Here is a 20,076-nt window from a genome sequence, read left to right on the forward strand (position 1 = left end):
GGGGCGCGGGCCGCATCGACATGCGGCTCCGCCGCGTGGGCGCGAGCAACCCCCACCGGGCCCGCAGCCGAACGACTACGATGCCCAAGTAACGATCACCGGCGAAAGCGAGCGCAGCGATATGGCGGGAGAACCCCAGGACGACTGCCTGTTCTGCAAGATCGTCGCGGGCCACATCCCGGCGACGATCGTCCGCGAGACCGACACCACCGTCGCCTTCCGCGACATAAACCCCCAGGCCCCCACCCACGTCCTGGTGATCCCCAAGGCTCACTACAAGGACGCAGCCGCCCTCGCCGCCGGCGCCCCGCAGCTCGCCGCCGACGTCCTCGCCGAGACCCAGGCCGTGGCCGACGAGGAGAAGCTGGCGAGCTACCGCATCGTCTTCAACACCGGCAGCGGCGCCGGCCAGACCGTCTGGCACGCCCACGCGCACGTCCTCGGCGGGCGCGGCCTGGAATGGCCCCCCGGGTAACGAGCCGTGTCCGTACGCGAACTGGTCGTCCTCGGCACCGCCAGCCAGGTCCCGACCCGCCACCGCAACCACAACGGCTACCTGCTGCGCTGGGACGGCGAGGGCATCCTGTTCGATCCCGGCGAGGGAACGCAGCGGCAGATGCTGCGCGCCGGGGTCGCCGCCCACGACCTGAACCGGCTCTGCGTCACGCACTTCCACGGCGACCACAGTCTGGGCCTCGCCGGAGTCATCCAGCGGATCAACCTCGACCAGGTGCCGCACGAGGTCACCGCGCACTACCCGCGTTCCGGGCAGCGCTTCTTCGACCGGCTGCGGTACGCCACCGCCTACCGGGAGACCGTCCGCCTCACCGAGGCGCCGGTCGCCGCCGACGGTGTCCTCGCGGTGACCCCGTCGTACACCCTTCAGGCCCGCCGGCTGTCCCACCCGGTGGAGTCCTACGGCTACCGGCTGACCGAGCCCGACGGGCGCCGGATGCTGCCCGAGCGGCTCGCCGCCCACGGCATCAAAGGGCCGGACGTGGGCCGCATCCAGCGCGAGGGGCGGCTCGGCGAGGTGACACTGGAGGACGTGAGCGAGGTGCGGCGCGGACAGCGGTTCGCGTTCGTCATGGACACCCGGCTCTGCGACGGCGTCCACGCCCTCGCCGAGGGCTGCGACCTGCTCGTCATCGAGTCCACGTTCCTCGACGAGGACCTGGAACTCGCCGTCGACCACGGTCACCTGACGGCCGGTCAGGCGGCGGCCGTGGCGCGGGACGCGGGCGTACGGCACCTCGTCCTCACCCACTTCAGCCAGCGCTACTCGGACCCGGACGAGTTCGAGCGGCAGGCCCGGGCCGCCGGGTACGAGGGGGAGCTGACCGTGGCGTACGACCTGCAGCGGGTGCCGGTCCCGAAACGACGGTGAAGCAGCCGTACGATGCTTTGATGCCCCTCCCGAAAGCAGAACTGCACCTCCACATCGAAGGCACGCTGGAGCCCGAGCTGGCGTTCGCGCTGGCTGCGCGCAACGGCGTCCGGCTGCCGTACGCCGACACGGACGCGCTGCGCGAGGCCTACCGGTTCCAGGACCTCCAGTCCTTCCTGAACCTGTACTACGAGCTCATGGCCGTCCTGCGCACCGAGCAGGACTTCGCCGATCTCGCGGACGCCTACCTCGCCCGCGCCGCCGCGCAGGGCGTCCGGCACGCGGAGATCTTCTTCGACCCGCAGGCCCACCTCGCCCGGGGCGTGAGCATGGGCACGGTCGTGGAGGGGCTGTGGCGGGCGCTGGGCAGCAGCGAGGCGAACCACGGCGTCTCCACCCGGCTCATCCTGTGCTTCCTGCGCGACGAGTCCGCCGAGTCGGCCCTCCAGGCCCTGGAGGCGGCGCGGCCGTACCTGGACCGGATCACCGGCGTCGGCCTCGACTCCGCCGAGGTCGGGCATCCGCCGGTCAAGTTCCGGGAGGTGTACGAGGCCGCCGCCGCGCTCGGACTGCGGCGCGTCGCGCACGCCGGTGAGGAGGGGCCGCCGGAGTACATCACCGAGGCCCTGGACGTGCTCGGCGTGGAGCGCGTCGACCACGGCCTGCGCTGCCTGGAGGACCCGGCACTGGTCGAGCGGCTGGTGCGCGAGCGGATCCCGCTGACCGTGTGCCCCCTGTCCAACGTCCGGCTGCGCGCCGTGGACACCCTCGCCGACCATCCCCTGCCGGCCATGCTCGACGCCGGTCTGCTGTGCACGGTCAACTCCGACGACCCGGCCTACTTCGGCGGGTACGTCGCCGACAACTACCACGCCGTGCGCGACGCCCTCGGGCTGACCAGGGAGCAGATGCGCGAGCTGGCCCGCAACTCCTTCCGCGCCTCCTTCCTGGACGACGACGAGGAGCGCCGGGCGCGTTACCTGGCCGAGGTGGAGGCGTACGCGTTCGGGTAGGCCGTCTCGTACGTCTGCTGCCGGGCGGGCGCGGCGGGGGCGTCCACCTGGATCTCCACCACGGGCAGCGACTGCCTGCCCACCCGCACCGCCACCACGGTCATCGGCACCGCCACGCCCAGCAGTCCGACGGCCAGCACCTGGCCCATGACCGGGAACCCGGCCCACGCCGCCAGCACGCTCCCGCTCAGCGGGCCCGCCGCCGTGCCCAGGGACGCGGCCGAACCGACCAGCACCGCCCAGCGGCCGCGCGGGTCCAGGGAGGCGGCCAGGCCGATGACGTACGAGAGCACGACCGGGTAGAGCAGGTTCCAGGAGATCTCGCCGAGCGCGAAGGTCCGCAGGTCGGTCGCCGACGCGCTGAGCGCGACACAGCCCGCGATGAGCGCGGTGCCGACGCCGATCGGGACCGCCCGGCCCAGCCGGGGCCCGAGCGCGCCCGCGCCCACCACTCCGACCAGCCCGGTACCGAGCGCCACCGCGAACACCGCGCCGACGGCGGCCTCGCCGAGGTGGGCCTGGCCGAGGCCGATGCGCCCGCTGACGCCCCACAGGGCGTTCTGCGCCAGGGACCAGCACGGCATGGCCGCCGCCAGCAGCAGCCCGGCCCGGGGGTGGGGGAGCCGGCCGCGTTCGGCGCGGGACGTGCGGGGCGGGGCCGTACGGGTTGCCAGCCGGGCGGTGAGCGGCCACACCGCGAGTGCGAACAGGGCGACGGCGGCAAGCGGTTGGCCGTGGCCGGGGCCCAGGTGGGGGATCGTCAGGTACAGGGCGCCCGCGAGGGCGGAGACGCAGAGCAGGCCCAGCGTGGTGACCCGGTGAGGATCACGCTCGGCGGCGATGCCGCCTGCGGCGACCGCCGTGACCGTACCGGTCCCGAACCCGCCGGCCAACGCGCCCACCACGACGGCCGGTACGGCACCGGTGAGCGCGGCTCCGCCGTAGCCGAGGAAGGCCAGCGCGAGTCCGAACCGGGCGAGGGCGCGTGCGCCGAACCGCTCGACCCGGGAGGCCAGCAGGAAGCCGGCCGCCGCCGAACTCAGCAGCAGTGCGCTGCCGATGGCCCCGGCCTGGGTGGCGGAGAGCGGCAGCCCGGTGTCGAGCCGGCCGACGGTGGTCGGCAGCAGGTAGGGGGCGAGGTACCCGGCCGTGAACAGGGCGACGAGGGGCCAGGGAGTGGGGCGGGGGGCGGACACGGGCGTTCCCGGGGCAGGCGAGAGGAGCGGCTCTGAGAGGGGGGAGGGCGACGGCCGTCGACGGACGGGAACGCGCGAGCAAGTTGTATCAAGCACGCGGTTCCGGGGAGAAGTTCGGGTGGCGTGATCCGGATCACTCTTGCGTTTGTGCTCATGGGGAGGGGGTATGAGCGGGCTTTCATCGGGACCTTCGCCCGTCATGCTCCCTTTCGCCCCCCTTCTCCGTCCGGTCCGCGAGCGGCCGTTGACGGCTGATGTCGGGGTATCTAGCCTCTGTTTTCATACATGGACAGCATTCACAAGGGGAGATGATCAGGTGGACGGCGACCCGAGTCCGCAGGACGTTGCGCGGCGACTGCGGCAGGGCATGGCACAGGGTGTGCTGTCCTTCCCGCTGACCGCCTTCCACGACGACGGCTCCCTCGATCCCGACGGCTTCCGCGCCCATGTGGCCGGCCGGCTCGCCGCCGGCCCCGGCGCCCTCTTCCCGGCCTGCGGCACCGGCGAGTTCTTCTCGCTGGACGAGGAGGAGTACCGGCAGGTCGTCCGCATCGCTGTCGAGGAGGCGGCCGGGCGCGTGCCCGTCGTGGCCGGCACCGGGTACGGCTGGGCGCAGGCCGCCCGGTTCGCGCGCATCGCCGAGGAGGCCGGCGCCGACGCCCTGCTCGTGCTGCCGCACTACCTCGTCGCCGCTCCGCAGGACGGCCTCGCCGCCCAGCTGGAGCAGCTCGCCGCCCGCACCCGGCTGCCCCTCGTCGCCTACCAGCGCGGCCAGGTCGCCTACACGCCCGCCTCGCTGCGGCGCCTCGCGCGCCTGTCGAACGTCATCGGCCTCAAGGACGGCCACAGCGACCTCGACCGCCTCCAGCGCCTCACCCTCGCCGCCCCCGAGGACTTCCTGTTCTTCAACGGCGCCGCCACCGCCGAGATCCAGGCCCGCGCCTACGCCACCGTCGGTGTGCCCGCCTACTCCTCCGCCGTGCACGCCTTCGCGCCCGAGATCGCGGGCGCCTTCTTCACCGCCCTCCGGGACGGCGACCACGGCACCCTGGACAAGCTGCTGCGCGGCTTCTACGTCCCCTTCGTCGAACTCCGCGACCGCACCCCCGGATACGCGGTGTCCCTGGTCAAGGCGGCGGCCCGGCTGCGCGGGCAGCGGGTCGGACCCGTCCGGGCCCCGCTCACCGACCCCTCGCCCGCCGACCTCGCCGCGCTCGAGGCCCTCCTCACCGCCGGACTCGACCTCGTAGGAGCCTCCCTGTGACCCGTGACCTGACCATCGCCGAGGTGCGGCTGACGCCGATCCTGGTCGCCGACCCGCCGCTGCTCAACACCCAGGGCGTGCACCAGCCGTACACCCCGCGGCTGATCGTGGAGGTCGTCACCGCCGACGGGATCACCGGTCTCGGCGAGACCTACGGCGACACCAAGTACCTGGAGCCGGCCCGCTCGCTCGCCGCACGCCTCCCCGGCCGCTCGGTCATGGACGTGAACGGACTGTTCGCGCTCGACCTCGCCGTGGACGAGTCACGGGTCCGTGGCGAGGTCGACGCCGGCGGGCTGCGCGGCGTGCAGAGCGCCGACAAACTGCGGCTGTCCGTGCTGTCCGCCTTCGAGGTCGCCTGCCTGGACGCCCAGGGAAAGGCGCTCGGCCTGCCCGTGCACGCACTGCTCGGCGGCAAGGTGCGGGACTCGGTGGAATACAGCGCCTACCTCTTCTACAAGCTCCCCTCCGAACGGGACGACTGGGGCGCCGCCCTCGACCCGGCCGGAGTCGTCGCCCAGGCACGGCGGTTCAAGGAGCGCCACGGGTTCACCTCCTTCAAGCTCAAGGGGGGCGTCTTCCCGCCCGAGCAGGAGATCGCCGCCGTACGCGCCCTCGCCGAGGCCTTTCCCGGGCACCCCCTGCGCCTCGACCCCAACGGCGCCTGGACGGTGGAGACCTCGCTGAAGGTCGCCGAGGAACTCGGGGACGTCCTCGAGTACCTGGAGGACCCGACGCTCGGCACTCCCGCCATGGCCGAGGTGTCCGCCCGGACCGAGGTGCCGCTGGCCACCAACATGTGCGTGACCACCTTCGGCGAGATCAAGGAGGCGTTCACCAAGGACGCCGTCCAGGTGGTGCTCTCCGACCACCACTACTGGGGCGGACTGCGCAACACCCAGCAGCTCGCCGCGATCTGCGCCGCCTTCGGGGTCGGGGTGTCCATGCACTCCAACACCCACCTCGGCATCAGCCTCGCCGCCATGACCCACGTGGCGTCCACCGTGCCCGGCCTGCGCCACGCCTGCGACTCCCACTACCCCTGGCAGTCCGAGGACGTCCTCACCGAGCGGCTCGCCTTCACCGACGGCCGCGTCGTGGTGTCCGACGCACCCGGGCTCGGCGTCGAACTGGACCGGGAGCGGCTGGAGCGGCTGCACCGGCGGTGGGCCGAGGACGACGGCACCCTGCGCGAGCGCGACGACGCGGCGGCGATGCGCGTGACCGACCCCGGGTGGCGGACCCCGGTGATGCCGCGCTGGTAGCCGTCCGTACGGTGCCCGTGCCCGGTGCGATGTGGTGCACACTGGCCAGACCCGCATCACGTCAGGGAGCGCACCGTGACCCCGTCGACCCCGTCGCACACGATCGCCGGAGAGGAACCCGAGCACCTCACGCAGGCAGGGCGCCGCGAGCCCCAGGTCGACCCGCTGGCCGCCCTGCGCGCACCCGGCGACCCGCCCTGGGACGTCTACCTCACGGGCACCGTCTTCCTCGACATCGTCTTCACCGGCCTGGACTCGGCGCCCGTGCGCGGCACCGAGTCCTGGGCCCGGGGCATGGGCTCCAGCCCCGGCGGCGTCGCCAACATGGCCACCGCCCTCGCCCGGCTCGGCCTGCGCACCTCGCTCGCCGCCGCCTTCGGCGACGACCACTACGGCGAGTACTGCTGGGACGCGCTCGAGCAGGGCGAGGGCATCGACCTCACCCCCTCGCGGACGGTGCCCGGCTGGCACTCACCGGTGACGGTCTCCATGGCGTACGAGGGCGAGCGCACGATGGTGTCCCACGGGCACGAGCCGCCGCCCGAGGAGCCGGCCCCCGACTGCCCGCCCCGCGCCCGTGCGGCCGTGGCCTCCCTCACGCCGGGCACGCGGGCGCCGTGGATCGCCCAGGCCGCCCGCGAGGGCACCCGCATCTTCGCCGACGTCGGCTGGGACGACACCGGCGCCTGGGACCTCGCCGGGCTGCCCGACCTGCGGTACTGCGAGGCGTTCCTGCCCAACGCGGAGGAGGCGAAGCGGTACACCGGCGCCGACTGCCCCCGACGGGCGGCGCACGCCCTGACCGAGCACGTGCCGGTGGCGGTGGTGACCCTCGGCTCCGAGGGCGCGTACGCCGTGGACCGGCGCACCGGGGAGGCCGCCGAGGTGCCCGCGATCGCCGTGGAGGCGCTGGACCCCACGGGGGCCGGGGACGTCTTCGTGGCCGGCTTCGTCACCGGCACCCTGGCCGGCTGGACCCTGGCGGACCGGCTCGCCTTCGCGGGCCTGACGGCGGCCCTGTCGGTGCAGGAGTTCGGGGGGTCGCTGTCGGCGCCGGGGTGGTCGGAGATCGGGGCGTGGTGGCGCCAGGTGCAGTCCGTGGAGGGTCAGGATCCCGCAGGGCTGCGACGGTACGCCTTCCTGGAGGGGCTGGTCCCCGAGGAGCTGGACCGGCCGTGGCCGCTGCGGCGGGCGGTGCCGACCATCGGGTTCCGGCGCCGCGGGGACGGCGAGGCCTGACGCGCCGGCCCCACGGGGCCGGCGGCCGGCCCCCGGGCACCTCAGCCGGCGGCCACGGTGGTGCGCACCTCGCCGTCGGCGCCGGCCAGCAGCACCGGCGTCCCGGCGCCCCCGAGATCGGCGACAGCGGCCAGGTCGGCCGCGGCCACCGTCTCCGCGTCGCTCACCACGGCCGCCGCCTCCAGCGCCGTGGCCCCGGACGCCACGGCCATGGCGACGGCGGTCCGCAACGCGCTCAGCTTCAGCGACGCCAGCTCCACCGACCCGGCCACATACGTGCGCCCGGTGTCGTCCCGCACCGCGGCACCCTCCGGTACACCGTTGCGGGCCCGCACGGAACGGGCCAGGGTGACGATCTTGCGGTCCTCGGGGTCAAGCGCGTTGCTCTCGGTCATGCCCCGAGCATACGAAGCGCCGTCCCCCTCACCCCGCCAGGGTCTGGACGAGCTCGCTCCGGTCGGGGGTGTGCCGTACCCGGGCGCGGGCGCCGTTGACCACGGCCAGGGAGGGCGGGACGTGGCCGCACTCGACGTCGGCGAGGATCGGCACGCCGAGCGGGGCGAGGGCGTCGAGGACCGCCTCGTGCTGGGTGAGGGTGCCGCGGTCGGGGGCGCGGGTGCGGCCCACGAGGACGGCGCGGGCCCGGTCGAAGAAGCCGGCGAGACGCATGCCGTGCAGGTTCCGGCAGATGGTGAACGCGTTGTCCTCGCACGCCTCGACGTAGACGAGCAGCGGCTCGTCCCCGGCGAACCGCGAGGTGTCGAGATACGGCGTCCCCGCGAGGTTGACGAGGGTCTCGACGCAGCCGCCGATCAGCCGGCCCTCGACGTCCACATCGCCCGTGCCGTCGAGGCGGGTCCAGCGGCCCTCCGCGTCCAGGGTGAGGTCGCGGATCCCCGGATCACGGGTCCAGTCGTCCCAGCCGCTCGTCCGGTACCGGCCGGGCGGGGTCTGCGTGAACGGCCCGCCCTGCGGGGCGGTGACGACGTCCAGCCAGGACATCAGGCCCTCCGGCGTCCGGTACGGCGTGTCCATCAGGTTGCTGCCGTGCACGGTCGCGACCCCGGTGAGCAGCGTCAGCGGGGTGATGATCGTCGACATGTCCGAGTAGCCGACGACCCAGGTCGGCTCGGCCCGCCCGATCGCCTCGAAGTCCAGCAGCGGCATCAGGTCGATCGCGGTCTCCCCGCCCCACGGCGGCACCACGGCCCGGATCGTCGGGTCGGTCAGCATCTCCATCAGCTCGCCGGCCCGCTCGGCGGCCGGTGCGCTGATGTGCGTCGAGCCGTCCATGCACCGGCCGACGACCACCTCGTACCCGCGCGCCTCGAGGTCCCGGAGCGCGACGTCGAGCCGCCCCCGTAGCGGCTCGGCCACCCCGCTGGACGGGGAGGTCACTCCGACACGGTCACCGGGGCGCAGCGGGCGCGGGTATCGAACGGTCATGCGCCGGATTCTGACACGTGGTCACTCCCGCCCGGCAAGGCAATTACGGCCGGTCCAGCCGCAGCCGCTCCGCCTTCGGCAGACCCGCGACGACGAGGTCGTACGAGTCCTCGATCAGCTCCCGGACAAGGCGGTCGGGCAGGCCGCCGGACACCGTCACCGTGTTCCAGTGCCTCTTGTTCATGTGCCACCCCGGCACGATCAGCCCCTCGTGCTCGCCGCGCAGCCGGATCGCGTCCTCGGGGTCGCACTTGAGGTTGACCGTCAGTGGCCGGGCGCCCAGCTCCGTCAGGGCGAACATCTTGCCGAGCACCTTGAAGACCGAGGTCTCCGGGTTGAAGGGGAAGTCCTCCACGGCCGCGTTGAAGGACAGGCAGAAGGCGCGCAGGTCCTCGGGGCTCACTCGGCGCTCTCCTCCTCGGCGGGCTTGCCGGCCGGCTCCACCAGGACCGTCACGATCTTGTTCCGGCGTCCGGCCGCCGCCTCCGCCGTCAGCCTCAGCCGGCGCTCGTCGGGCAGCTCCACCTCGGCCGACGCACCGGCGATGGGCACGCGGCCCAGCGCCTTGGCGAGCAGCCCGCCGACGGTCTCCACGTCCTCGTCGTCGTACTCCTCGAGCCCGTACAGCTCGCCGAGGTCGGTGATGTCCAGACGGGCCGTGACCCGGAAGCGGTCGTCGCCGAGGTCCTCCACCGGCGGGAGCTCCCGGTCGTACTCGTCGGTGATCTCGCCGACGATCTCCTCGAGGATGTCCTCGATGGTGACGATCCCGGCGGTGCCGCCGTACTCGTCGATCACGACGGCGACGTGGTTGCGCTCCTTCTGCATCTCGCGCAGCAGGTCGCCCGCGTTCTTGGTGTCGGGCACGAAGACGGCCGGCCGCATCGCCGTGGAGACCAGATCGCTCTCGGCGTCCCGGCTGATGTGCGTCTTGCGGACCAGGTCCTTCAGATACACGATCCCGACGATGTCGTCCTCGCTCTCCCCGGTGACCGGGATCCGGGAGAACCCGGAGCGCAGCGCGAGCGTGAGGGCCTGCCGGATGGTCTTGTACCGCTCGATGACGACGAGGTCGGTGCGCGGCACCATCACCTCGCGCACCAGGGTGTCGCCCAGCTCGAACACCGAGTGCACCATCCGGCGCTCCTCGTCCTCGATCAGCGACTCCTTCTCGGCCAGGTCGACCAGCGCGCGCAGCTCCGCCTCCGAGGCGAAGGGCCCGCGCCGAAAGCCCTTGCCCGGGGTGAGCGCGTTGCCGATGAGGATGAGCAGGGACGGGATCGGGCCCATGATCCGCGCGAGCGGCAGCAGCACGTACGCCGCCACGGTCGCCGTGTTCAGCGGGTGCTGCCGGCCGATGGTGCGCGGGGACACCCCGACGGCGACGTACGAGACCAGGACCATCACGCCGATGGCGATCAGCAGGGCCTGCCAGGTGGCGGCGAACTCCTGCAGGCAGGCGTACGTCACCAGGGCCGCCGCGGCCATTTCGCAGGCGACCCGGACCAGCAGGGCCACGTTCAGATAGCGGGTGGGGTCGGCGGTGATCTGGGCCAGCTTGGCACTGCCCCGGCGGCCCGACTTCACGGCCTCCTCGGCACGGAAGCTGGACACCCGCGCGATGCCCGCCTCCGCGCAGGCGGCGAGCCAGGCGACGACGACCAGCGCGATCGCGCCGACCACGATCTGCGGAGACATATGGCCCGCTTACGAGACGGTCGGCGCCGGGGACGGCCCGGTCAGCCCCCGCTCGGACCGCCACCCGTCGACGATGGCGGCCTGCAGCCCGAACATCTCCGCCTTCTCGTCCGGCTCCTCGTGGTCGTACCCGAGCAGGTGCAGCACCCCGTGGACGGTGAGCAGCTGCAGCTCCTCGTCCATGGAGTGCTGGGTCGGCGCCTCCGCGCCCTGCTTGGCGGCGACCTCCGGGCACAGCACGATGTCGCCGAGCAGCCCCTGCGGCGGCTCGTCATCGTCCTTCGACGGCGGGCGCAGCTCGTCCATCGGGAACGACATGACATCGGTCGGACCCGGCAGGTCCATCCACTGCAGGTGCAGCTGCTCCATGGCGTCGGCGTCCACGACGATCACCGAGAGCTCGGAGAGCGGGTGGATGCGCATCCGTGCGAGCGCGTAGCGGGCGATGTCGAGGATCGCCTGCTCGTCGACCTCGGTGCCGGACTCGTTGTTGACGTCGATCGACATGGTCGTGCTGGTCTACTTCCCCTTGGGAGCCTTGGCGCCGGTCCTGCCACGGCCGCCCTTGTGACCGCCGTTCTCCGTGCCGTGCTCGCTGTCGTACTGCTCGTACGCGTCGACGATACGGCCCACCAGCTTGTGCCGTACGACATCGTGGGACGACAGCCGGGAAAAGTGGACGTCCTCGACCCCTTCGAGGATCTCCTGCACCTGCCGCAGACCGCTCTTGGTGCCGTTCGGCAGGTCGACCTGGGTCACGTCACCGGTGATCACGATCTTCGAGTCGAAGCCGAGCCGGGTGAGGAACATCTTCATCTGCTCCGGGGAGGTGTTCTGGGCCTCGTCCAGGATGATGAAGGCGTCGTTGAGGGTGCGGCCCCTCATGTACGCCAGCGGCGCCACCTCGATCGTCCCCGCCGCCATCAGCCGGGGGATGGAGTCCGGGTCGATCATGTCGTGCAGCGCGTCGTAGAGCGGGCGCAGATAGGGGTCGATCTTCTCGTAGAGCGTGCCGGGCAGGAAGCCGAGGCGCTCGCCGGCCTCGACCGCCGGGCGGGTCAGGATGATGCGGTTGACCTGCTTGGACTGCAGGGCCTGCACCGCCTTGGCCATGGCCAGGTAGGTCTTGCCCGTACCGGCGGGGCCGATGCCGAAGACGATCGTGTGCTTGTCGATCGCGTCGACGTACCGCTTCTGGTTCAGCGTCTTGGGGCGGATCGTGCGGCCGCGCGAGGACAGGATGTTCTGCGTCAGTACCTGGGCCGGGGTCTCCGGCCCGTCGCTCGTCCCGTTCTCGCTCGCCTTGAGCATGGCGATCGAGCGTTCCACTGCGTCCTCCGTCATCGGCTGCCCGGTGCGGAGCACCAGCATCATCTCGTCGAACACGCGCTGGATGAGGGCGACCTCCGCCTCGTCGCCGACCGCGCTGATCTCGTTGCCCCGGACGTGGATGTCGGCCCCCGGGAAGGCCTTTTCGATCACGCGCAGGAGGGAGTCTCCTGACCCCAGCACGGTCACCATCGGATGCTGGGCGGGGACGCTGATCTGTGCTCTCGCCTGCCCCTGCGCGGGGGTGTGAGCTGTGGGTGTCTGAGTCATGGGCCGGCGCTGTAGGCCTGCGGTTCCTCCTCGTCACGGCCGCACAGCTGAGGGCGGCCTCGCACTGTCCAGAGTACGACGGGGGGCTGACAACGCCGTAGGACTTTTCCGCGGGGACCACCCCTCCCGCGCGAGCCGGTCACGGAGCGCAGTCGGCCGGGCCGGCGGACCGAACGAAAGGTAGGCCGGAATTCAACCTTGTCGGGTTCCTGCCCCGGCGCATCAATGGACCCGTACGTTCCGACGACCCGTCAGATCCGCACCGCCGCCGCAGTGTGACCGCACCCACCTGCCCAGGCCTGCCGTTCGTCGGCGCACCTTCCACCACCACCCCCCGCACGGCATCCCCACAGGGAAGGGAAGCGGATCCCCATGAGAGGCACACGCACAGCAACGGGTGCGGCACTGGTCGCCGGGGCCCTCGCGGTCACCGGGCTCGCCTTCGCGCCCACCGCGGCGGCCGTCGCCCCGCAGTCGGCCACCATCACCGCGAGCTGCGGCATCTTCGGCGGCGGTGCGGCCACGCTCACCGCCACGCAGGACGGCACCTCGGCCACCATCACCCTCACCTCGTCCGCGATCACCGCGCCGCTGCCGGTGGCGCAGGACTCGATCACCTCCACGCTCACCATGGCCAAGGCCGGCGGCGGCAGCGTGGTGTTCAGCGGGAAGAAGAACCCGGCCATGAACACCGGCGACCCGGTCAGCGTCGGCCCGCTCGGCGGGACCGTCGCCTCCGGTGACAGCCTGGACGCCTACGGCGGCTCGCTGAAGATGGTGATCTTCGGGATCACCGTGACGTGCACGGCGAGCGGCCCGCAGTCGCCCGGCCCGTTCGTGTTCGACTGACGCGGCCCAGCGGTCTGCTCCGGTTCTCCTCGGGATGCCGCGGAATCTGCGGAATCTGATGATCCGTCAGGTTTCTGCGGCATCTCCATTGACTTCTCACCCCCGCTCCACATCAATGCCCCCTGTCGGCGCAGATGAGCCGCTGCGCCCGCAACCCTCAGGAGGGGGCCCCATGGGTTCGACACCCCGAAGATCCCGACGGTGGCGCTGGGCGTCACTGTTCGGGGCGACCGCGCTCGCGGTCACCGCGGGCGGCGCGCTGGCCTGTCCGGCCGGTGCCGCCGGCACGAACGTGGACTACGCCACGCACTGCATCCCGCCCGCCGTCGCGGGCATCCCGCCGATCGACGGCACCACCACCGCCAACGTGTCGGTGGACAACCCCAGCCCGAAGGTCGGCGACACCGTCACCGTCACGTACACCGTGGTCACGGCCGCCGCCAGCAACCCCACGGACCTGGCGCTGCCGGCCGACATCATGACCCCGACCGGCAAGGTCACCCTCGGCGGCGCACAGACCGGGGACGTCACCGTCGCCGGGCCGAAGAAGAACCCGCCGGTGCCGGGGAAGGCGGCCTTCCCGTCCTTCTCCATGACCGGCACGTTCACCGTCACCAAGGCCGGCCAGATCACCCTCTCGCCGGGCGACTACAACATCCACACCAGCTACATCCTCGAACTGGACACCCCCTGCACGGTCACCAACCCGCCCGCCCCGGTCTCCCAGACCGTCACGGCGACCGACGGCACCCCGGCCAACACCCGGGCCATCGCGCTGGGTTCGGCCTCCGGTGACCCGGGCGCCGCTGTCACCGTCAGCGGCAGCAACTTCACGCCGGGCGCGACGGTCACCCTGGCCGGGCGCGCGGGAGGCACCCAGACCGCGGACACCGCGACCGTGACCGCCAACGCCCAGGGCTCCTTCAGCGGTTCCCTCGTCGTCAAGGACAGGACGACGACCGGGATCGTGGCCTACGAGGGCGCCTCCTGGAGCGCGGACAAGGGCGCGGGCCCGGCGGCCTACGTCGTCAACGACAACACGCCCGTCCCGGCCGGCAGTCAGAAGCTGACCACCACCGTCAAGGCGGGCACGCTGTCGATGTCCCAGGCCGGGGACTCCGTCGCGCTGTCGGCGGTCGACTTCGGCAAGGGCGGGGCCTCGACCGGAAAGCTGCAGACGGTGACCGTCAAGGACTTCCGCGGCGGGCCCGCGGGCTGGTCCCTGACCGGCAAGGTCACCGACTTCACCGGTCCCGGCGCCAAGATCGACGCGAGCAGACTGAGCTGGACCCCGGCCTGCGCGACCAAGGCCGGCAGCCCCAGCACCTGCAAGGCCGGTTCGGCGGGCACGGTGGGCCTGACGGGAGCGACGCTCGCGTCGACCCCCGACTCCACGCTCACCGGCGGTGAGTTCACCGTCGACGCCGGGCTCTCCCTGGACGTGCCGGCGTTCACGCCCCCGGGCTCGTACTCCGGCGTCCTGACCCTCACCCTCACCTGACACCGCACGGCCGGGCGCCCCTGCCGCACGACAGGGTCCGCACCCGCCCGACCACCACCGTCCGAGCCCATGGGGGGTCCGCACCCATGCGCAAGCCGTACGTCCTCCTCCTGAGCCTTCTCGCCCTGTTCCTCGGCGCCGCCGCCGCGCCCGCGCAGGCCGCCGACAACGGGAGCTGGTCCGTCTACCCGGTCGCCTCGAAGATCGCCGCGCGGCCCTACTTCTACCTCTCCGCCGACCCCGGCCAGAGCCTCACCGACAAGGTCGCCGTCGCCAACAAGACCGGCCGGCCGCTGACCTTCCGGCTCTACGCGGCCGACGCCTACAACACCGCGCGCGACGGCGGGTTCGCCGTGCGGACCCTGAAGGAGCGCATGCACGGCGTGGGCGCCTGGGCCAGACCGGCCCGGTCGCGCATCACCGTGCCGGGCCACCGGACCGTCACCGTGCCCTTCACCCTGCGCGTCCCCGAGGGCGCCGCACCCGGCGACCACCCCGGCGCGATCGTCGCGCTCGACGAGCGGGTCGACCCCGGCAGCGGAAGACTGGCGCTCGGCGTGCAGCGGGCCGTCGGCGCCCGCGTCTACCTCCGGGTCAGCGGGCCCACGCTGCCCGCGCTCTCGGTCGAGCACGTGGGGATCAGCCACCACCAGCCCCTGATCCCGGGCCTCGGCGACAGCACGGCGACCGTCTCCTACACGCTGCGCAACACCGGCAACGTCACGCTGCACCCCAGGGTGGAACTGACGGCACGCGGGCTGTTCGGCCGCAGCCTCCTGGACCGCCGGCTGACCGGAGGGCCCTCCGAGCTGCTGCCCGGCCAGCAGGTGCGGCTCAGCGAACCCTGGCACGGGGCACCCCAGCTCGACCGGGGCGACATCACCCTGACGGCGAGCGCGCCGGGCACCCGTGAGTCGGCGAGCGCCTCCTTCCTCGCGCTGCCGTGGCTCGCGGTCGCCCTGGTGTTCGCGGCCGGCGTGGTGACGAGGGTGCTGCTGGTCAGAGCGCGTCGGGGCCGCGTTCGCCGGTCCGCACGCGGACGACCGTCTCCACGGGCAGCGCCCACACCTTCCCGTCCCCGATCTTCCCCGTCTGCGCGGCCTTGACGATCGCGTCGATCACGTCGTCGGCGACCGCGTCCTCGACCACGACCTCGATACGGACCTTGGGCACCAGGTCGACCCGGTACTCGGCTCCCCGGTACACCTCGGTGTGGCCGCGCTGGCGGCCGTAGCCGCTCGCCTCGGTCACGGTCAGGCCGTGCACGCCGAGCTCCTGCAGGGCCGTCTTGACCTCGTCGAGGCGGTACGGCTTGACGATCGCGGTGATGAGCTTCATGCCTGCGTGTTGACCTTCTGGGCGGAGGAGACGACGGGGGACGCGCCGACCGGGGCACCATGCCCCAGGACCCCGTGATCGTAGGCCGTCTCGGCGTGCACCGTAAGGTCCAGTCCGGTGTACTCCTGCTCCTCGCTGGCCCGCAGGCCCATCACCCTGTCGATCAGCTTGCCGAGGCCGTACGTCACCGCGAACGCGTACCCGGCGACGACCACCACGGCCAGCAGCTGCTTGCCGAGCGGGACGAGCCCGCCGCCGTAGAACAGGCCCTCGGTGCCGCCGGTCATCGCCCTCTCGGCGAACAGGCCGATCAGCAGGGTGCCGATGACGCCGCCGACCAGGTGGACGCCGACGACGTCGAGGGAGTCGTCGTAGTTCAGCTTGAACTTCCAGCCCACCGCGTAGGAGCAGACGACACCGGCGGCGAGGCCCACGATCAGTGCGCCGAGCAGCGACACCGTGCCGCAGGACGGGGTGATCGCGACCAGGCCGGCCACCGCGCCGGAGGCGGCGCCCAGCGTGGTCGGGTGGCCGTCGCGCTTCTGCTCGACGAAGAGCCAGCCGAGCAGGCCCGTGCAGCCGGCGGCGAGGGTGTTGAGGAACGCGGCGGCGGCCAGGCCGTTCGCGCCGAGCGCGCTGCCCGCGTTGAAGCCGAACCAGCCGAACCAGAGCAGACCGGCGCCGAGGACGACCATGGGCAGGTTGTGCGGGCGCATGGCGTCCTTCTTGAAGCCCAGCCGCGGACCGAGCACCAGGCACAGGGCGAGGCCCGAGGCACCGGAGGTGATCTCCACCGGCAGGCCGCCCGCGAAGTCCAGGGCGCCGAGCTTGTCGAGGATCCAGCCGCCCGGCCCCCACACCCAGTGGGTGACCGGAACGTATACGAGCAGGGTCCACACCGGGACGAACACCAGCCAGGCGGAGAACTTCGTACGGTCGGCGACCGCGCCGCTGACCAGGGCGGCCGTGATGATCGCGAAGGTCAGCTGGAAGGTGGCGAAGAGCAGGGTGGGGACGGTGCCGTGGACACTGGCCGGGCCGAGGCCGCTCATGCCGGCCTGGCCGAGTCCGCCGATGAGGCCCCCGAAGACGTCGTCGCCGAAGGCGAGGGAGTAGCCGCCCGCCAGCCAGACCACGGTGACCAGGGCGATCGACACGAAGCTCATCATCAGCATGTTGAGGACGCTCTTCGTGCGGACCATGCCGCCGTAGAACAGGGCCAGGCCCGGGGTCATCAGCAGGACGAGGGCGGTGGCTGCGAGCAGCCAGGCGGTGTCGCCGGTGTTCACGTGCGCGGCGGCGAGGGTCACGGGCGTCTCCAACGGTGTGGTGGCTCGTCAGAGCGTCACCGGTGTGCGTTTCCGGTTGCGTACGGGTGTGTTTCCGCCACGTTTCGTTGCGGTCGGGTTTCCGGAACCTCACGGGCTGCGGGGGCTCGGGCGGCTGGTACGGCGGGGGCTCGTGGATCAGGGAGAATGGGGGCCATGAGTGTTCGTACCCAGTCATCCGCACAGCCGGGCGAGACCGTCCACCGCGCCGGCTTCGCCTGCTTCGTGGGCCGCCCCAACGCGGGCAAGTCCACCCTCACGAACGCTCTGGTCGGGCAGAAGGTGGCGATCACCGCCAACCAGCCGCAGACGACGCGGCACACGGTGCGCGGCATCGTGCACCGGCCCGACGCCCAGTTGATCCTGGTGGACACCCCGGGCCTGCACAAGCCGCGCACGCTGCTCGGCGAGCGGCTGAACGACGTGGTCCGCACCACCTGGGCGGAGGTCGACGTGATCGGCTTCTGCCTGCCGGCGAACGAGAAGATCGGGCCGGGCGACCGCTTCATCGCCAAGGAGCTGGCCGGGATCCGCAAGACGCCGAAGGTCGCCGTCGTCACCAAGACCGACCTGGTCGACTCCAAGACCCTCGCCGAGCAGCTCATCGCGATCGACCAGCTGGGCAAGGAGCTGGGGATCGAGTGGGCGGAGATCGTGCCGGTGTCGGCGGTCGGTGCCCGGCAGGTGGACCTGCTGGCCGACCTGCTGGTCCCGCTGCTGCCGGAGGGCCCGGCGCTCTACCCCGAGGGCGACCTCACGGACGAGCCCGAGCAGGTCATGATCGCGGAGCTGATCCGCGAGGCGGCGCTGGAGGGGGTGCGCGACGAGCTGCCGCACTCCATCGCGGTGGTCGTGGAGGAGATGCTCCCGCGCGAGGACCGCCCGGCGGACCGCCCCCTGCTGGACATCCATGCGAACGTCTACATCGAGCGGCCCAGCCAGAAGGGCATCATCATCGGCCCCAAGGGCAAGCGGCTGAAGGAAGTCGGCATCAAGTCCCGCAAGCAGATCGAGGCGCTCCTGGGTACACCGGTCTTCCTGGACCTGCATGTGAAGGTGGCGAAGGACTGGCAGCGCGACCCGAAGCAGCTGCGGAAGCTGGGTTTTTAGTTCGCTGCCCCTTGGGGTGACATGTCCTGCAGGCCCACCACCCGCAGCAACTGCAGCCTCTCGTAGGACTCCGTGCCCGGGCGGGCTGTGTGGAGGACGAGGGCGTGGTGGTGGGCGTGGTTCAGCAGGACCTCGCAGTCCAGTTCCAGCAGGCCCACCACGGGATGCTGGAAGCGCTTGGTGGAGGCGCGGCGCACGGACACCTCGTGAGTGTTCCACAGGCGGGCGAACTCCTCGCTGGCCGAGCGGAGTTCGGCCACCAGAGCGGCCGGTTCGGGGTCGTCGGGGCGGGCCGCCGCCACCGCGCGCAGGTTGGCCACGTGGTCGCGGGCGTGCCCGGGGACGTCCTCGGGCGGGAAGAGGGCCCGGGCCGCGGGGTCCAGGAAGAACCGGCGGGTGAGATTGCGGTCGCGCGGCGGCCGGGCGAACGCGTCACCGACCAGTGCCTTGGCCATGGCGTTCTGCGCGAGCACCTCGCCGCAGTCCGTGACCACCTGCGCCGGCACGTCGTGCAGCCGGTCCAGGACCAGCAGCAGCCCGGGGCGCACATGGGACGGCGTCGCCTCCGGGCGGGGCGGCTCCTCGCCCGCCAGGTGGAAGAGGTGGTCCCGTTCGTCGTCGGCCAGGCGCAGCGCCCGCGCCAGCGCCGTGAGCATCTGGCGGGAGGGGCGCGGGCCGCGGGACTGTTCCAGCCGGGTGTAGTAGTCCACCGACATGCCGGCCAGCGCCGCCACCTCCTCCCGGCGCAGACCCGGTGTGCGGCGCCGGGCACCGGGTGCGAGACCCACGTCGGAGGGGTCGAGGCGGTGACGGCCGCGGCGCAGGAAGTCGGCGAGTTCGGGTCGGTTCACGCCTCCAGCCTGGCCGAGTCCGCCCGGCTTATCCAGGGACTGCCGATCCCCTGATCGGGAGGTCTCTCCCGGTCCGGGCCGCGGCGGCCGAGAGTGGATGCCGTTCACCGACGTCGTCCACCGAGAGGACCCCATCATGTCGACGACACTCGTCACCGGCGCAACCGGCCAGGTCGGGGCCGGGTTCCTGCCCAGGCTGCTGGCCCAGCGGCGGCCGGGGGAGCAGGTCCGGGTCCTGGTGAGGGACCCCGCCCGCGCCGACCGGCTCTCCGGCCTCGGTGCGGAACCCGTCCTCGGCGACCTGCGCGACGCCGACGTCCTCGGCAAGGCCCTCGCGGGCGCCGACGCCGTCGTCAACATCGCCGCCGCCTTCCGGGGCGTGCCCGACGAGGAGGCGTGGGCCGTCAACCGGGACGCCGCCCTCGAACTCGGCCGGGCGGCCGTCGCGTCCGGCGTACGGCGGTTCGTGCAGGCCAGCACCAGCCTGGTGTACGGGGTCGGTCGCGGCCGGCCGCACGTGGAGGACGACCCGAGCGTGCCGGGCGGGCCGATGTGGATGACGTACCCGGAGTCGAAGGCGGCGGCCGAGCGCGGGCTGCTGGCCCTCGACGGCCTGGACGTCCGCATCGGCCGCCTCGCCTACGTCTACGGCGACGGCGACCCGCACCTGCCGAACATCACCCGCTGGACCGCCCACCAGCCCGCCACCAAGCGGCACCACCTCGTGCACGTCGCCGACGTCGCCCAGGGTCTGCTGCGCCTGCTGTACGCCCCCGGCGCCGGCGGCCGGGCCTACAACATCGCCGACGACGTCCCCGTCACCGTCCTGGAACTGCACCAGTTGCTCGGCGCCGCGCTCCCGGACTCCGAGGAGCCCGACCACGACCCCTGGCACGGGCTCGTCCGCACCGACCGCATCCGCCGCGAACTGGGCTACCGGCCGCAGTACCCGACCGTGTGGACGGCCCGCGACGCCGGAGCCCTCTGACCCC

Annotated in this window: 21 protein-coding genes; 11 read left to right on the forward strand and 10 right to left on the reverse strand. The window is 72.5% G+C overall.

Translation table 11 applies throughout. From position 1 onward, the window contains the following. Window positions 1-121: 121 nt before the first annotated feature. The 3 genes from ACZ404_RS06605 to ACZ404_RS06615 are packed head-to-tail and all read left to right on the forward strand — an operon-like array spanning window position 122 to window position 2,400. Complete coding sequence (locus tag ACZ404_RS06605; RefSeq protein ID WP_468436540.1) at window positions 122-475, forward strand: histidine triad nucleotide-binding protein; 354 nt, start codon at window positions 122-124, stop codon at window positions 473-475. 6 nt (window positions 476-481) lie between these two features. Then, a complete protein-coding gene (locus ACZ404_RS06610; RefSeq protein ID WP_468436542.1) occupies window positions 482-1,387 on the forward strand; it encodes a ribonuclease Z in 906 nt (301 codons plus the stop codon). 20 nt (window positions 1,388-1,407) lie between these two features. Continuing rightward, window positions 1,408-2,400: an adenosine deaminase gene (locus ACZ404_RS06615; protein ID WP_468436544.1), complete on the forward strand. Its 993-nt coding sequence runs from the start codon at window positions 1,408-1,410 to the stop codon at window positions 2,398-2,400. On the opposite strand, the gene ACZ404_RS06620 is transcribed toward ACZ404_RS06615, so the two are convergent. Continuing rightward, on the reverse strand, window positions 2,364-3,596 hold the full coding sequence (locus tag ACZ404_RS06620) for an MFS transporter (protein ID WP_468436546.1): 1,233 nt from the start codon (window positions 3,594-3,596) through the stop codon (window positions 2,364-2,366). The genes ACZ404_RS06615 and ACZ404_RS06620 overlap by 37 nt on opposite strands. Window positions 3,597-3,963: 367 nt before the next feature. On the opposite strand from ACZ404_RS06620, the gene ACZ404_RS06625 reads away from it, so the two are divergent. From ACZ404_RS06625 to ACZ404_RS06635, 3 genes are all read left to right on the forward strand, one after another. Next, complete coding sequence (locus ACZ404_RS06625; protein WP_468437172.1) at window positions 3,964-4,860, forward strand: 5-dehydro-4-deoxyglucarate dehydratase; 897 nt, start codon at window positions 3,964-3,966, stop codon at window positions 4,858-4,860. Further along, window positions 4,857-6,125 carry a glucarate dehydratase family protein gene (locus ACZ404_RS06630; protein ID WP_468436548.1) on the forward strand — a complete coding sequence of 423 codons (1,269 nt, stop codon included), beginning with the start codon at window positions 4,857-4,859 and terminating at the stop codon, window positions 6,123-6,125. Before ACZ404_RS06625 ends, ACZ404_RS06630 begins: the two co-directional genes overlap by 4 nt. 102 nt (window positions 6,126-6,227) lie before the next feature. Continuing rightward, window positions 6,228-7,364 carry a carbohydrate kinase family protein gene (locus tag ACZ404_RS06635; protein ID WP_468437174.1) on the forward strand — a complete coding sequence of 379 codons (1,137 nt, stop codon included), beginning with the start codon at window positions 6,228-6,230 and terminating at the stop codon, window positions 7,362-7,364. 41 nt (window positions 7,365-7,405) lie between these two features. Here the strand turns inward: ACZ404_RS06635 and ACZ404_RS06640 are convergent, their stop codons facing one another. From ACZ404_RS06640 to ACZ404_RS06665, 6 genes are read right to left on the reverse strand one after another with little or no spacing between them, the layout of a single operon-like run. Continuing rightward, a complete protein-coding gene (locus ACZ404_RS06640) occupies window positions 7,406-7,759 on the reverse strand; it encodes a cytidine deaminase (RefSeq protein ID WP_468436550.1) in 354 nt (117 codons plus the stop codon). Between the two features lie 28 nt (window positions 7,760-7,787). Next, complete coding sequence (locus ACZ404_RS06645) at window positions 7,788-8,810, reverse strand: S66 family peptidase (protein WP_468436552.1); 1,023 nt, start codon at window positions 8,808-8,810, stop codon at window positions 7,788-7,790. Window positions 8,811-8,853: 43 nt separating this feature from the next. Next, window positions 8,854-9,213 carry an MmcQ/YjbR family DNA-binding protein gene (locus ACZ404_RS06650; protein WP_468436554.1) on the reverse strand — a complete coding sequence of 120 codons (360 nt, stop codon included), beginning with the start codon at window positions 9,211-9,213 and terminating at the stop codon, window positions 8,854-8,856. Beyond that, a complete protein-coding gene (locus tag ACZ404_RS06655) occupies window positions 9,210-10,508 on the reverse strand; it encodes a hemolysin family protein (RefSeq protein WP_468436556.1) in 1,299 nt (432 codons plus the stop codon). The genes ACZ404_RS06650 and ACZ404_RS06655 overlap by 4 nt, the downstream gene beginning before the upstream one ends. Before the next feature lie 9 nt (window positions 10,509-10,517). Then, entirely contained in the window at window positions 10,518-11,015 is a 498-nt protein-coding gene (gene ybeY, locus ACZ404_RS06660; RefSeq protein WP_468436558.1) for an rRNA maturation RNase YbeY, read from the reverse strand. Between the two features lie 12 nt (window positions 11,016-11,027). After that, the gene (locus tag ACZ404_RS06665; RefSeq protein WP_468436560.1) at window positions 11,028-12,107 is read right to left on the reverse strand and encodes a PhoH family protein; all 1,080 of its coding nucleotides are present in this window, start codon (window positions 12,105-12,107) and stop codon (window positions 11,028-11,030) included. 372 nt (window positions 12,108-12,479) lie between these two features. Between ACZ404_RS06665 and ACZ404_RS06670 the strand changes: the two genes are divergently transcribed. From ACZ404_RS06670 to ACZ404_RS06680, 3 genes are all read left to right on the forward strand, one after another. Further along, complete coding sequence (locus ACZ404_RS06670; protein WP_468436562.1) at window positions 12,480-12,956, forward strand: hypothetical protein; 477 nt, start codon at window positions 12,480-12,482, stop codon at window positions 12,954-12,956. A 172-nt stretch (window positions 12,957-13,128) separates the two neighbouring features. Beyond that, the gene (locus ACZ404_RS06675; protein ID WP_468436564.1) at window positions 13,129-14,457 is read left to right on the forward strand and encodes a beta-xylosidase; all 1,329 of its coding nucleotides are present in this window, start codon (window positions 13,129-13,131) and stop codon (window positions 14,455-14,457) included. Between the two features lie 86 nt (window positions 14,458-14,543). Beyond that, on the forward strand, window positions 14,544-15,563 hold the full coding sequence (locus ACZ404_RS06680; protein WP_468436566.1) for a DUF916 domain-containing protein: 1,020 nt from the start codon (window positions 14,544-14,546) through the stop codon (window positions 15,561-15,563). Here ACZ404_RS06680 and ACZ404_RS06685 read toward each other — a convergent pair. Continuing rightward, window positions 15,457-15,795 carry a P-II family nitrogen regulator gene (locus ACZ404_RS06685; protein ID WP_468436568.1) on the reverse strand — a complete coding sequence of 113 codons (339 nt, stop codon included), beginning with the start codon at window positions 15,793-15,795 and terminating at the stop codon, window positions 15,457-15,459. The two genes, ACZ404_RS06680 and ACZ404_RS06685, sit on opposite strands and share 107 nt — an antisense overlap. Then, window positions 15,792-17,105: an ammonium transporter gene (locus ACZ404_RS06690; RefSeq protein ID WP_468436570.1), complete on the reverse strand. Its 1,314-nt coding sequence runs from the start codon at window positions 17,103-17,105 to the stop codon at window positions 15,792-15,794. The genes ACZ404_RS06685 and ACZ404_RS06690 overlap by 4 nt, the downstream gene beginning before the upstream one ends. A gap of 174 nt (window positions 17,106-17,279) precedes the next feature. Here ACZ404_RS06690 and era point away from each other — a divergent pair, with 174 nt between their 5' ends. Continuing rightward, the gene (gene era, locus ACZ404_RS06695) at window positions 17,280-18,233 is read left to right on the forward strand and encodes a GTPase Era (RefSeq protein ID WP_468436572.1); all 954 of its coding nucleotides are present in this window, start codon (window positions 17,280-17,282) and stop codon (window positions 18,231-18,233) included. Here era and ACZ404_RS06700 read toward each other — a convergent pair. Then, on the reverse strand, window positions 18,230-19,084 hold the full coding sequence (locus tag ACZ404_RS06700) for a helix-turn-helix transcriptional regulator (RefSeq protein WP_468436574.1): 855 nt from the start codon (window positions 19,082-19,084) through the stop codon (window positions 18,230-18,232). The genes era and ACZ404_RS06700 overlap by 4 nt on opposite strands. Window positions 19,085-19,220: 136 nt before the next feature. Between ACZ404_RS06700 and ACZ404_RS06705 the strand changes: the two genes are divergently transcribed. Next, window positions 19,221-20,072, forward strand: coding sequence for an NAD-dependent epimerase/dehydratase family protein (locus tag ACZ404_RS06705; protein ID WP_468436576.1), 852 nt, complete (start codon window positions 19,221-19,223; stop codon window positions 20,070-20,072). Window positions 20,073-20,076 lie beyond the last annotated feature (4 nt).

Source organism: Streptomyces sp. NPDC030798, assembly GCF_055572275.1.

What these genes read in the sequence shown, in the direction of transcription:
- ACZ404_RS06605 (WP_468436540.1), top strand. Translation starts at nt 122, where the DNA reads ATGGCGGGAGAACCCCAGGACGACTGCCTGTTCTGCAAGATCGTCGCG.
- ACZ404_RS06615 (WP_468436544.1), top strand. Translation starts at nt 1,408, where the DNA reads ATGCCCCTCCCGAAAGCAGAACTGCACCTCCACATCGAAGGCACGCTG.
- ACZ404_RS06625 (WP_468437172.1), top strand. Translation starts at nt 3,964, where the DNA reads ATGGCACAGGGTGTGCTGTCCTTCCCGCTGACCGCCTTCCACGACGAC.
- ACZ404_RS06640 (WP_468436550.1), bottom strand. Translation starts at nt 7,759, where the DNA reads ATGACCGAGAGCAACGCGCTTGACCCCGAGGACCGCAAGATCGTCACC.
- ACZ404_RS06645 (WP_468436552.1), bottom strand. Translation starts at nt 8,810, where the DNA reads ATGACCGTTCGATACCCGCGCCCGCTGCGCCCCGGTGACCGTGTCGGA.
- ACZ404_RS06655 (WP_468436556.1), bottom strand. Translation starts at nt 10,508, where the DNA reads ATGTCTCCGCAGATCGTGGTCGGCGCGATCGCGCTGGTCGTCGTCGCC.
- ybeY (WP_468436558.1), bottom strand. Translation starts at nt 11,015, where the DNA reads ATGTCGATCGACGTCAACAACGAGTCCGGCACCGAGGTCGACGAGCAG.
- ACZ404_RS06665 (WP_468436560.1), bottom strand. Translation starts at nt 12,107, where the DNA reads ATGACTCAGACACCCACAGCTCACACCCCCGCGCAGGGGCAGGCGAGA.
- ACZ404_RS06670 (WP_468436562.1), top strand. Translation starts at nt 12,480, where the DNA reads ATGAGAGGCACACGCACAGCAACGGGTGCGGCACTGGTCGCCGGGGCC.
- ACZ404_RS06675 (WP_468436564.1), top strand. Translation starts at nt 13,129, where the DNA reads ATGGGTTCGACACCCCGAAGATCCCGACGGTGGCGCTGGGCGTCACTG.
- ACZ404_RS06680 (WP_468436566.1), top strand. Translation starts at nt 14,544, where the DNA reads ATGCGCAAGCCGTACGTCCTCCTCCTGAGCCTTCTCGCCCTGTTCCTC.
- ACZ404_RS06685 (WP_468436568.1), bottom strand. Translation starts at nt 15,795, where the DNA reads ATGAAGCTCATCACCGCGATCGTCAAGCCGTACCGCCTCGACGAGGTC.
- era (WP_468436572.1), top strand. Translation starts at nt 17,280, where the DNA reads ATGAGTGTTCGTACCCAGTCATCCGCACAGCCGGGCGAGACCGTCCAC.
- ACZ404_RS06705 (WP_468436576.1), top strand. Translation starts at nt 19,221, where the DNA reads ATGTCGACGACACTCGTCACCGGCGCAACCGGCCAGGTCGGGGCCGGG.